Genomic DNA, 11,543 nt, shown 5'->3' on the forward strand with positions numbered 1-11,543 from the left:
TTCTAGGAGGCCGCACGAAGGAGAACCCTGAAGACGCGTAGAGTGACGGCCGTGTCCGACACCCCCGCACCGGTCCCCGACCCGCTCCGCACCGCCGCGCTCGCCGCAGACCTCGACGCCGCCGACCTCCGCTCCGAGCCTCTGCGACGCCTCTGGGGAGAAGAGGCCGACGACGCCCTCGGACGGGGAATGCGCGAGCCGATCCTCCGTGCGATCGACGGCGACGGCGGGCCTCTCGCCACTCTCGGCCGCCTCCTGGTGCTGGGGATGCCGCAACCGGAGGCCTCGGTCGCGGCGGCGCTGCCTCAGCTCGGAGTCGAGGGGCTCGTGGCTCTCGGACTCGGCAGGGTCGAGAGCGAGACGGTGACGCCGACCGCCCTGTTGCGGCCGCAGTCGTTCGTCGATGCGGACGGCGTGGGGGAGTGGTGGATCGCCAGCGACCTCGACGAAGTGGCTCTCGACGGCGCCCTCCCCGCCGATCATGTTCTCGGGGTCGGCGGCGCCTCGCGCACCCTGGCCGAGACGATCGTCCCGATCGAGGTGGATCGTGCGCTCGATCTCGGCACGGGGTGCGGCATCCAGGCGCTCCTGGTCGCGCGTCGCGCACGCACGGTCGTGGCGACCGACATCTCGTCCCGCGCGCTCGCGTTCGCCGAACTCAACGCGCGCCTGAACGGCGTCTCGAACATCGAGTTCCGCCACGGCAGCATGTTCGAGCCCGTGGCGGGAGAGGCGTTCGATCTGATCGTCTCCAATCCGCCGTTCGTGATCACGCCGCGGGTCGAGGGCGTCCCCGCGTACGAGTATCGCGACGGCGGCCTGGTGGGCGATGCCCTGGTCGAGCAGTTCGTGCGCAGCGCCCCGAGGTTCCTGACGCAGAACGGCATCGCGCAGCTGCTCGGCAACTGGGAGTCCGACGCCGCGGTCGCCGGTCTCGCCCGACTGGAGGCCTGGGTTCCGGCCGACCTCGACCTCTGGGTGATCCAGCGCGAGGAGCTCTCACCGCTCGCGTATGCCGAGCTGTGGATCCGCGACGGCGGCACCACACCGCGCGACCCCTCCTTCACCCCGTTGCTCACCGCCTGGCTCGACGACTTCGCGGCGCGCGGGGTGACCTCGATCGGGTTCGGGTACGTCCTGATGCGTCGGGGCACCGCGGGGGAGCCGCTCCGACGGACGGAGCGCGTCGCCCAGCACGTGTCGAACGTCGGCGCCGCCCTGGCCGCGGGCCTCGCCGCCCACGATGTGCTCGTGGAGGGACTGCCGCCGACACTCGTGGTCGCCGCGGATGTCACCGAGGCACGCCATCTGATGCCGGGCAACGATGACCCGAGTGTGATCGAGCTGCGTCAGGGTGGCGGGTTCGGCCGGACGATCGCCGTCGATCCCGCGCTCGCCGGATTCGTGGGTGCGTGCGACGGCGAGCTCACGGTCGCGCAGATAGCGGCCGCGCTCGCCGACCTCTTCGAGGTGCCGCTCGCCGACCTGTGGGCGGAGCTCGAGCCGCGCCTGCGTTCGCTCATGCTCGACGGCATCCTGCTGCCGGGGGAATAGAGGACTGATCCATGCGTTGGAATAGATCATGAAGGCTTTCGGATTCCTCTCCTTCGGGCACTATGCAGATGTGCCCGGCTCGGCGACCCGCACCGCGGGTGACATGCTGAAGCAGACGATCGAGATCGCGGAGGGGGCGGACGAGATCGGCGTCAACGGCGCCTCGGTGCGCGTGCACCACTGGGCCCGCCAGGCCGCATCGCCCATGCCGCTGCTGTCGGCGATGGCGGCGCGCACGAAGCGCATCGAAGTCGGCACCGGCGTGATCGACATGCGCTACGAGAACCCTTTCCAGTTCGCCGAAGAGGCGGCCGCGCTCGACCTGATCGCCGACGGGCGGATCGCGCTCGGTGTGAGCCGTGGCTCACCCGAGACCGCCTTGCGCGGCTACGAGACGTTCGGTTACGTCGACGAGGAGGATCCGGAGCGCGGCAGCGTGCTGGCGCGGGAGAAGTTCGACCTCTTCCTGCACGCGATCGACGGCGAAGGCATCGCTCCCGGTGACCCGCGGATGGTGGGTGCCGGTCGCTACCTCGCGATCGAGCCGCAGTCGCCGACCCTCCGCGACCACATCTGGTGGGGCTCGGGTTCGCGGGCGACCGCAGAGGAGACCGGGCGCAAGGGACTCAACATGATGAGCTCGACGCTCGTGACCGAGGCGACCGGCCAGCCGTTCCACGAGCTGCAGCGCGAGCAGATCGAACTGTTCCGCTCCGCGTACAAGGAGGCAGGACACACGGGCCGCCCTCGCGTCTCCGTGAGCCGCAGCGTCGTCCCCCTCGTCTCCGACATGGACAGGGCGTACTTCGGACTGCGCAGTGAGGAGAACGCCGACCAGATCGGGGTCATCGACGGATTCCGCTCCACCTTCGGCAAGACCTACGCCGCAGAGCCCGATGTGCTGATCTCGCAGCTGAAGCAGGACGAGGCCGTGATGGCCGCCGACACGCTGCTGCTCACGATCCCGAACCAATTGGGAGTTGCTTATTGTGTACATATCCTGGAATCGTTCGCGAAGTATGTAGCGCCTGAGCTGGGCTGGAAGCCGAACTGGGACGGCCCCGTGCAGGGATACGCGATCTGAGCCCGGCTCCTCGTCGCCATGCACACACTGTCGAGGATCGTCTAGGACAGGCTGAGATCGCAGCCTAGGCGCGCTGAGGGCACGAAACCAGCCCCCTGTATCATCGGCAACATGACAGAACCGCTACCCCAGAGCGTGATTCGGCCTCTTTACATGCTCTGGCTGGCACAGACTGGGCCTGGCATGACTGCGGCCGAAATTGACTTTGTCGCGGCTAGCAAGTTCCCTATCGAGCGGGACTGGAATGGTGGAGGTCTTCGTGGCACCTCCTCGCTTCTGATGGAGTCCCTTTACCCCGTCGTAGGTCCCAACGCATCGGTGTATCTTCTCAGCGCAGGCTTCATCGGCCCTGCCGCACAAGGCACCTTCAAGATCACTGAACAGGGCATCGCCCTACTGAGGGGTACGATGCGGCAGTCAGAGGGAACCAACGCCGTGTTCAAGCTGGACCCGGAGGCTCCACTCGACTACATCGGCCTCCTCAGCGAGCTGGATTCATTGGAGAACCCGCTCGTTATCGATCCGTACTTTCACCCCTACGATCTGGAGGCGGTCGTGGATGCGATGCCGGGAGTCCGGCTGATCACCGTCGACAGATATGTGGAGAAGGTAGAGGCATTCCAGAAGCCGAAGCTCAAAGCCTCGTTGAAGCAAGGCCAGTTCGAGGAGATTCTCGGGCGGCGAGAAGTAGGCGATTCGGTCGCCGAAGTTATCTATGTTCCGGCGCAGGAGCTCCACGATCGCTATTTCTTGGGAGCAAATCGCAAGGGCTACTTTGCCGGTGGCTCGTTCAGGTCTAACAAGCCGACTGTGGTGATGGAGCTGGAGCCAGAACACGCAAGCGACCTGTATGCCCACTATGAGACGGTCGCTACCGCGGACGGAGCGAAGAAGCTGGAACCTCGGACGAGACCCGAAAGCGGGGAACAGACTGAAGCCTGAGATCGCAGCCTGTGGGCGCTGATGGTGCGAGGAAGGCCGGGGATCATCTTTCGGTCCCCGGCCTTCTCCTACTGATCAGCGGAACGGGATCAGCCACAGGAGCCAGGGCAGTCCATCCATCAGCCAGTCGAACCAGCGCTTATCTTTCGTGTAGTCCTTCTCCCGCCTACGCATGATCGGCTTCCGCGTCTATGCTCCGAGCGGCGATGAGTCCCGAGATCAGCACTGAGGCTGTCCCCCTCGTCAGCGTGCCGAAGGTCTGCCAGAGAGCACCGTGGCTCAGCTCCAGCATGTCTGCCAGGTAGCGGATCTGATCGTCAGTTGCAGGTAGCTCGTAGCTATCCTCAGCGAAGTCAGTCATCATCTGCCGATAGGACAGCATCTCCTCAACGGTCATGCCACACATCGGTGGCCTCCCTGGTCAAGTATCGGTAGACGGAGGAGCGCAGCACCGTCGAAGCCTTCAGCGCCTTGGCGTAGGCCTCTTCATCGTCGGTGATCTCCTCCGGGATCGCAGCGACACGGGCAGCGGTGAGATCCTTGGCGATGGCCTCGCAGTCATCGCCGTGTTGCTCCTTGAGCACATCGATCAGCTTGAAGTCAGATTCCGCAAGCCCAGTGAGAGCCAGGTACCTGTAGATGATCGTGCGAGATACCGTGGCGCGGCTCTCTGCCTTTTCTCTCTCTGGCTCGTCCAGGCCTTCGGGGATTGCTGCCAGCCGTTGTGCGGTGATCTCCTCAGCGATGAGCCGAGGATTCTTGAAGTCGTCGAGTCGAGCGAGCCGATTGATCTCGTCGCAGTCCGCCAGCGTCAGCTTCTCGGGTCTGCCGAGCCTGATCCCGAGCACATGCTTCTTGTAGTGAAGCGACTCCTTCGTGGCCTTGGAGATTCGCTCTCGGTAGTCCTGCGCGCCGAAAGCTTCCATGGCGAGTTGGAATGACTCCATGGCGTCTTTCGGAGCATACTTCTGGTAGCGAGGCTCCCCGATGACGGTGAAGACACAGCCGTTGGTTGTGTACTGGTTCACCGCCGCGAGGAAGTCGTAGAAGTCCCTGCTGAGTCGGGACCAGCTCACGAGCACGATCTCGATCTTCTGCTTGAGGTCGAGCGCTCGCTCGCTGAGTGCAGCCCATTGCTCACTCTTCTTGAGGCTGATGGTTCCGCTGATCTTGTCGCTGTAGATGTTCTCGGTCGGAACACCGTAGTTGGAGAGCGAATCGATCTGCTGATCGAGCGTCTGTTCCTTCCGGTCCTCCTTCTTGTCGGTCGAGACTCGTGCCCAGCCGAGCGAGATTAGGTTGGTTGACTTCGCCATGGTCAGCCCCTCCTCTCGGCGTCGCGCTTCAAGAACTTGTGGTTGTCTCGCGGCACATAGGGCTTGGCACCCTTTCTGAGGCCGAGCACTCTCAGCACGGTCCACTTGCTGACGGTGAGGTTCCGATCTCTCTTCAGTCCACTGACGATTCGATCTGGCCCCCAGTTGTCCTGCTCCCGTTTCTCCCAGATCCAGTCCACATCCGCCTGGCTAAGCTTCGGAGTCGGGCCAATCGGGATCTCTCTGCTTCGAGCCGCTGCCGCCGCGTCTTGCTTTCGCTCTGCGATTCCTTCGAGCTGAAGATCCACGATGTTGGCCATGACCGCGAACCACTCATCCTTGGAGAGTGTCAGGCGCTGTGGTGCGAGGACGGTGATGGATGCCGCGCTCTCTTCGAGCAACTTCAGCCAGACGAGAAGGCCAGTAAAGTCCCGCCCCCATCCCGCGAGCGAGCCGACCACAACTTCCACCGGCTGAGCCGACAGTCTCACCTTGTTCAACAGTTCATCGCCAGATTGGTGGATGTCTCCAGGGGCGACCCCGTAGCCGATCAGCGTATGAGTCTGCTCGTCTGGGGTCGGCTGGTTCCTTCGAGCACTCGGTCCTATGAGTCCTAGCTTGAGCATGATTTTCTCCTTCGCGGTGCGGTTCTTTCGCACCGACGAAAAGGCATATCGGAGCGCCCTCGAACCGTGCCGTTCCTGAGCTGTGCGCAACCGTTCGTTTGCGCACAGCTCCAAACCTCCTGGCCCAGTGGCGGCTTCAGTGAGTCCTGGGGCAGTACAGCAACAGGTCACCGCTCCAACTGTTAGTATCTGCGTATGAACGCGGATAAGAAGGTATGCGGCATGGATCCGGCATCAGAGTATGTGGATCTCGCCGCTGAAGTTCTCGGGTTGCTCTCGGACCCGACTCGGATCAGGATCGTGCTCGCGCTCAAGCGCGCTGAGGAACTGCCGGTCAATGCCTTGGCTGAACTCGTCGGCAAGAAACCGTCCGGAGTGTCCCAGCATCTGGCAAGGCTCAGGATGGCTCGGATGGTGACAACTCGCCAGGAGGGCACAAGCGTGCTTTACCGGTTGACCGACGAGCATGCGGTTGCCCTGGTGACGGAGGCCATCAAGCAGGCGGAACACGCTGTGGCCAACGGCCAGATCCCTCCCCACCACCACGGACCCAGCAGCAGTAGCTAGCCCAACCCTCGATCCCAAAGGCCTCAGAATGCTCGCCGTCCTCCGGAACCCGACCTACGCCAAGCTCTTCAGCGCCCAGATCATCGCCCTGCTCGGTACAGGCTTGCTCACCGTGGCGCTCGGTCTGCTCGCCTTCGACATCGCTGGTGGCGATGCCGGAATCGTGATGGGCGTAGCGATGACCATCAAAATGGTTGCCTATGTCGCAGTCTCGCCGATCTCCACAGCGCTCGTCGCTCGACTGCCCCGCAAGGCAGTGCTCATCGGCTCCGACCTCATCCGGGCTGGTGTAGCGCTGTCTCTGCCCTTCGTCACCGAGGCTTGGCAGATCTACATCCTGATCTTCTTGCTCCAGTCGGCTTCGGCGACCTTCACGCCCACATTCCAGGCCGTAATACCTTCCGTGCTCCCGGATGAGAACGACTACACCCGCGCCCTATCGCTATCCAGGCTGGCCTACGATCTGGAATCGCTGGTGAGTCCAATGCTCGCCGCCGTGCTCCTCACCGTGATCAGCTTCCATAACCTCTTCGTCGGCACCGTGGTTGGATTCCTCGCCTCCGCAGCCTTGGTTATCGCTTCTCGCTTCCCGCTCATTCCTCCTCCTGCACCGACCAAGTTCTTCGACCGGCTCACCAAGGGCGCTCGAGTCTTTTGGTCCAATGGCGAGCTACGCGGACTCATGGGGCTGAACCTCGTAGTAGCGACCTCGACGGCCATGGTGATCGTGAACACTGTGGTGCTCGTCCAGGGCGACTTGGGTAGGCCACAGACGGATGTGGCATTGCTCCTCGGAGCCTACGGCGGTGGCTCCATGTTGGTCGCTCTCGGGATGCCGAAGCTCCTGGAGCGGCTTCCGGATCGCCGGGTCATGCTTATTGGCGGAGTCGCGCTTCCCGTGCTTCTCTTGGCCGCTACTGGAGTCATCGCCTGGATGGAGGGAACCACACAGTGGATCAGTCTGCTCACGCTGTGGCTGTTGCTCGGTGCGGCAACCTCCACGATCCTGACTCCGTCAGCCCGGCTGCTCCGCAGGAACAGTGACGAACAGAACCGTCCCTCCGTGTTCGCTGCTCAGTTCTCGCTCTCCCATGCCTGCTTCCTCATCACCTATCCTCTGGCTGGAGCACTGGGGGCCGCGATCGGCCTCCCTGCGGTAGCACTCGTCCTCGTAGCGATCGGCATCGCCGGGGTTGGCGCTACGCTCGCTGCTTGGCGGCGGCCTCAGATGGCGAGTGATCCGGCTCTGCGCTAAAGCACTAGAGCCGAAACTGAGACCACATGACAGGGGCGGACAGGGGCCACGATCCATCTGCGGATCCTGGCCCTCTGGTGTCGCACACCAGTGTCCTGCTGAGCGAAAAATCAGCGCCGATCATTCCAGAATTAGCGGCTCACCCCTGGGCTAGCGTTGAATCACGGAACCCCAGGAACTTCTTCTCGACACCCGCGAGGGGCCGATCCTCGAACGCTGGGGTCAGCAACAGATCCACAACTGCAAGCCGACGCTGATCCGGGTGCTTCAGAAGAGCCACAATCTTCCGACTCCCCCCGAAAACAGTTGGCTCGGTCGAGTCGACGCCAAGACGACTCCCTTCGAAACCTCGCAGCAAGTCCGAGTATTCGCGCAGGTCGCAGCCGACAACCTGCGCGAGGTCGATGCGGTGCTGCGCAGAGGGCTCCCGATGTTCGCCCTCTACTCACTGATCCGGTCAGCTATGGAAGCATCGTCACTCGCTCTCTGGATACTCGATGCCAAGAGCGAGGATCTCGCAGCGAGCCGAACTCTCCGGGTCTATCGCCAGAACATCGAGTCAGATCGGACTCTCTGGAAGACGGTAGTTGGCCGGCATTCGGGAGACCACCCCACCCTGGCCAGCACAGCGGAGGCCAATCATCGTAGCCTCAAAGGCATCGATCATTCCGGCTTCGAGGATGCAGTCAAGTCAACCTCAGTCATCGAGATGACCGACAGGATCCATCCGAGCGGGACAAACAGCATGGATGTGCTCACTGGTCTTGAGGTTTGGCGGATTTGCAGCGCAGTCACTCACGCCAATCAGGTGTCGCTGCTGAACATCATGGAGCGACATCCAGAAGCTCCCCGAGGGGAATCAGTCACTCGAACATCCAGGGTGAGCTTCGTAGCATCATGCTACTCAACCGCTCTCGACCGGACGAGTCTTCTCATTGACGCTTTCCAGCTCCGAAGTCAGCCGCGACGGACCGGAAAATGATGGGCACAGCGAAGCTCATGCAGGGCGGACAGCCTCAATGACCCCGGTCTGTCGAGGGTGACCAGTACCCTCGGACCATGCCAACATTTGCAGAGCGCATGGGGCTTCGAGCGAGCCGCACGATCGTCCAGAGCGAGAGCCTTGACGAAGAGACTCGGACGGCGCTCTGGAACATGCTGGTTATCCTTCAGGAAGTGTTTGATGCGCAGCTGCGTGGCTACCACGACAGCGGTCCGACCCACGATGAACTCCTGACGAGCATGTGGGTGAACCACTTCAAGCGACCTCGGGATGAGCAGCCGCACCGCGTCGCGACATGGAACCTCATCAAGAAGGAGATTCTCGAGGGCGAGTGGGTTGACGCGCTCGAAGTCCTCGAACGAACTTCCAAGGTTCTGGCCCGGGCTGACGAGGAGCGTGGTGAGGATTCCAGCGGCGCATTCACGGATGCCTTGAACGATCGATTCGAGCAGTACCTGGTGGGGTACAGATTCATCGGTAACGAGATCACGCCCATCGACTCCAGCGCAGAAGCCGATTCCGTGGATACCGCGCTGGCGGATGCTGCTTCCATAGCCGGAGCTCGGCACAGTCTGGAGCGAGCAGTAGAGCTCCTTGCGGATCGCCAGAATCCCGACTACCCAAACTCTGTCAAGGAGTCCATCTCGGCGGTCGAAGCGGTCACTAAGAAGATCACCGGAGAAGGCACGCTCGGCGCGGGGCTGAAGAAGCTCCAAGGCGCTGGGGTCAACATCCATCCTGCTCTCAAGGAGGGGTGGCTGAAGATCTACGGCTGGACCTCCGATGAGAACGGGGTTCGACATGGTGCTATCGACGCAGCGTCCGTCGACCAGACAATGGCGAAGTACATGCTCGTCAGTTGCTCGGCCTTCGTCTCTTACCTCATCGATGAGGGAAGAAAGTCTGGCCTCGTCTGAGTGGGGTGGGGCGCAGGTTGATAGCCGCCGCACCCGGTGTCGGAGGCGCTCAGTATGCTCGGAGCTGACGGCACCGACGAGATGAGCGACATTTGGGACTTGAATGGCCCGGAGCGGCCTATGTCAGAGGCGACATGGACGAAGCCACCAAGACGAGCGTGCAGGCGGTCATTGATGAGTTCGGTGAGGCCTTGAAACGCCAACTCGCCACCTTGGGACTGCCTTTCCACGCTTCCCCGTTTGGCAAGCCCTTCTCTCTCACCACGCTTCGAGACAGCAGCCAGATCATGGCAGCGAGCAGCCCCGCGACAGGAATGGCTCAACTCACTTGGGTCGATCGACCGAGCGAGCATCACGCTCCAGCAGCCCTTGCCAGTCTCATGCAGGATCAACTGGGCCTCCCGGTCAGCGCTCTCGTGTCCCTCCCCCTGCCGACCGACCTCCGGCGTGCTGCCAAGATCGAAGCGGCAGCAACCACTCACGCCAGGGAAGTAGAGACCATGAGCACCTTGGCAAAACTCGGCGACTTCGAGCATGTGAGTCATCTAGAGCCTTACCTCCGGACCTTCCTCGAAGACCACCCGGAGCCGAGTCGGAATGTATTCATCATGATGCGCTTCGGCGCGACCCCTCAGATGAAGCAGATCCACGACGCCATCGTGGCTGGTCTGGCCGAGCACGGAATGAATGCTGTGCGGGCCGATGACCGGGACTACACCGGCGAGCTGTGGTCCAACATCGAGGTCTACTTGACTGGGTGCGCCTACGGCATCGCTGTCTTCGAGGACATCGAACAGCGAGACTTCAATCCGAATGTCTCCCTCGAACTCGGGTACCTCATGGGCCGGGGCAAGCGGACCCTTCTTCTGAAGGAGAAGCGCCTCCAGAACATGCCCTCAGATGTGGTCCACCGCCTCTACAAAGAGTTCGACGGGTTCGACATCGAGAACTCAATCAAACGCGAGGTCGGCACCTGGATCACTCGGGATCTCAGGGTCTGAATCGTGGCCGCAAAGCAGCAGCCTGAACTCAGCGCTGAAGCGGTGAAGCTCATGGGACTGATCCGAGATCGGTACCTCGGGTCCGGGGAGTTCAACGGTCTGCACATTCGGGCGAAGCTCGTGGAACCGACTCGCGCACCCGCGATCGAGCTGCTGAATGCTGGTCTCATCGAGGTGATGACAGGGGCTGACTACATGAACATCCACATCCGTCCGTGGCCGTCGCGCCGTTCGGTGGAGGATCAGATCCAGGACATCGAAGACTTGGATAGCGCTGACTACGGCGTCTGCCTGTATCCAACCGCCTCAGGCATGAAAGGAGTCCGGCTTCCGAGCAAGCTCAATGGCCGGCCGTATGCTCGGGCGATGGCGCGCGGCAAGGGGACGCTCGATCTGGCCTACTTCCAGTTCGATGTCCTTGAGCAATACCGCAACGACAGCCGATTCCGATTCAGCTTCGGTGACTCTGGCGCGAGCATGGGCCTCAGCGATGAGGCATTTGAGGACAAGGATGTTTTCGAACGCGACCATGTTGGGCTGAACCACATTGGCTTCGCATACGATCTGACTCGCTACGACCCGACGGACGCGGATTCTCCCATCGAGCGCCGGGTAGCGGTCTTCTACTGTGATCTCATCACTCTGACCCCGGAGCATCAGCGCCGGTGGGAAACCTATGAGGTTGACGGAACAGATCTTGAGCCGCATCCGCTCTGGTGGAACGGCCAGATGGGCCGTTGGCCGGATGGTGTTGGGCCGTTCACCCGGCTCTTCATGGAGTTGGGAAACCTCAATGAGCTGGCTATTCTCGCTTTCGGCGAAGCGATGTTCCGTTCTACGGATCGCCCCGCTGAAATGGGGTGGCTCCTTCGTCCGTCGCAGCGGGAGTGGGATGACTTCGTGCTTCAGCTAGACAAGCTACTCTCGGACAATCTGCGGTCTGAGTTCTTCAAGGCCGTTGGCATCGAGAGCGTCGACGAGCGAGGCCAGCGGATGGGGACGCTGAAGAGGTTCGAGCGTTTCTTGCAGAGCGGTGGCGTGGCGGAAGACCAGGCAAAGAAGATCGTGTCGCCGATGGCGCTCGTCAGGAACGCCCGCCAGGGGCCTGCGCACCGTATCCGCGACAATCTCACAGATCGGACCTTCGTTCATCAGCAGATCGAGCTACTGAGAGAGATCTACTCCGCGCTCGGAGCAACGCGCCACTGGCTCGCCACCCATCCCAACTGCGCTGACTGGGAAGAGAAACACAAGGAGCTGCAAACATACATGCTCTGA

The 11,543-nt window shown here is 62.2% G+C and carries 12 protein-coding genes; 9 read left to right on the forward strand and 3 right to left on the reverse strand.

Translation table 11 applies throughout. The features are described 5' to 3' along the window. The first annotated feature begins 51 nt into the window (after positions 1–51). The 3 genes from AB0E56_RS03090 to AB0E56_RS03100 all read left to right on the forward strand — a co-directional run bounded on the left by AB0E56_RS03090 (position 52) and on the right by AB0E56_RS03100 (position 3,580). A complete protein-coding gene (locus AB0E56_RS03090) occupies positions 52–1,554 on the forward strand; it encodes a methyltransferase (protein ID WP_359796598.1) in 1,503 nt (500 codons plus the stop codon). Between the two features lie 28 nt (positions 1,555–1,582). Further along, entirely contained in the window at positions 1,583–2,638 is a 1,056-nt protein-coding gene (locus tag AB0E56_RS03095) for an LLM class flavin-dependent oxidoreductase (RefSeq protein WP_359796599.1), read from the forward strand. Positions 2,639–2,749: 111 nt separating this feature from the next. After that, positions 2,750–3,580, forward strand: coding sequence for a hypothetical protein (locus tag AB0E56_RS03100; protein ID WP_359796600.1), 831 nt, complete (start codon positions 2,750–2,752; stop codon positions 3,578–3,580). A gap of 166 nt (positions 3,581–3,746) precedes the next feature. Here the strand turns inward: AB0E56_RS03100 and AB0E56_RS03105 are convergent, their stop codons facing one another. The 3 genes from AB0E56_RS03105 to AB0E56_RS03115 are packed head-to-tail and all read right to left on the reverse strand — an operon-like array spanning position 3,747 to position 5,522. Next, positions 3,747–3,977: a hypothetical protein gene (locus tag AB0E56_RS03105; RefSeq protein ID WP_359796601.1), complete on the reverse strand. Its 231-nt coding sequence runs from the start codon at positions 3,975–3,977 to the stop codon at positions 3,747–3,749. Further along, positions 3,967–4,896, reverse strand: a complete 930-nt coding sequence (locus AB0E56_RS03110; protein WP_359796602.1) for a recombinase family protein — start codon at positions 4,894–4,896, stop codon at positions 3,967–3,969. Before AB0E56_RS03110 ends, AB0E56_RS03105 begins: the two co-directional genes overlap by 11 nt. A gap of 2 nt (positions 4,897–4,898) precedes the next feature. Beyond that, entirely contained in the window at positions 4,899–5,522 is a 624-nt protein-coding gene (locus tag AB0E56_RS03115; protein ID WP_359796603.1) for a hypothetical protein, read from the reverse strand. Between the two features lie 195 nt (positions 5,523–5,717). Between AB0E56_RS03115 and AB0E56_RS03120 the strand changes: the two genes are divergently transcribed. From AB0E56_RS03120 to AB0E56_RS03145, 6 genes are all read left to right on the forward strand, one after another. After that, positions 5,718–6,089, forward strand: a complete 372-nt coding sequence (locus tag AB0E56_RS03120; protein ID WP_359796604.1) for a metalloregulator ArsR/SmtB family transcription factor — start codon at positions 5,718–5,720, stop codon at positions 6,087–6,089. A 28-nt stretch (positions 6,090–6,117) separates the two neighbouring features. Continuing rightward, positions 6,118–7,344: an MFS transporter gene (locus tag AB0E56_RS03125; protein ID WP_359796605.1), complete on the forward strand. Its 1,227-nt coding sequence runs from the start codon at positions 6,118–6,120 to the stop codon at positions 7,342–7,344. A gap of 262 nt (positions 7,345–7,606) precedes the next feature. Continuing rightward, a complete protein-coding gene (locus AB0E56_RS03130) occupies positions 7,607–8,326 on the forward strand; it encodes a hypothetical protein (RefSeq protein ID WP_359796606.1) in 720 nt (239 codons plus the stop codon). Positions 8,327–8,403: 77 nt separating this feature from the next. Then, positions 8,404–9,264, forward strand: a complete 861-nt coding sequence (locus tag AB0E56_RS03135; protein WP_359796607.1) for an AbiJ-NTD4 domain-containing protein — start codon at positions 8,404–8,406, stop codon at positions 9,262–9,264. Positions 9,265–9,398: 134 nt separating this feature from the next. Beyond that, positions 9,399–10,265, forward strand: coding sequence for a hypothetical protein (locus AB0E56_RS03140; RefSeq protein WP_359796608.1), 867 nt, complete (start codon positions 9,399–9,401; stop codon positions 10,263–10,265). 3 nt (positions 10,266–10,268) lie between these two features. Then, a complete protein-coding gene (locus AB0E56_RS03145; RefSeq protein WP_359796610.1) occupies positions 10,269–11,543 on the forward strand; it encodes a hypothetical protein in 1,275 nt (424 codons plus the stop codon).

It is taken from the genome of Microbacterium sp. NPDC028030 (genome assembly GCF_040637855.1).
GTDB lineage: Bacteria > Actinomycetota > Actinomycetes > Actinomycetales > Microbacteriaceae > Microbacterium.

Coding starts and splice junctions, on each gene's coding strand:
- AB0E56_RS03095 (WP_359796599.1), top strand. CDS start 1,583: ATGAAGGCTTTCGGATTCCTCTCCTTCGGGCACTATGCAGATGTGCCC.
- AB0E56_RS03100 (WP_359796600.1), top strand. CDS start 2,750: ATGACAGAACCGCTACCCCAGAGCGTGATTCGGCCTCTTTACATGCTC.
- AB0E56_RS03105 (WP_359796601.1), bottom strand. CDS start 3,977: ATGACCGTTGAGGAGATGCTGTCCTATCGGCAGATGATGACTGACTTC.
- AB0E56_RS03110 (WP_359796602.1), bottom strand. CDS start 4,896: ATGGCGAAGTCAACCAACCTAATCTCGCTCGGCTGGGCACGAGTCTCG.
- AB0E56_RS03115 (WP_359796603.1), bottom strand. CDS start 5,522: ATGCTCAAGCTAGGACTCATAGGACCGAGTGCTCGAAGGAACCAGCCG.
- AB0E56_RS03120 (WP_359796604.1), top strand. CDS start 5,718: ATGAACGCGGATAAGAAGGTATGCGGCATGGATCCGGCATCAGAGTAT.
- AB0E56_RS03125 (WP_359796605.1), top strand. CDS start 6,118: ATGCTCGCCGTCCTCCGGAACCCGACCTACGCCAAGCTCTTCAGCGCC.
- AB0E56_RS03135 (WP_359796607.1), top strand. CDS start 8,404: ATGCCAACATTTGCAGAGCGCATGGGGCTTCGAGCGAGCCGCACGATC.
- AB0E56_RS03140 (WP_359796608.1), top strand. CDS start 9,399: ATGGACGAAGCCACCAAGACGAGCGTGCAGGCGGTCATTGATGAGTTC.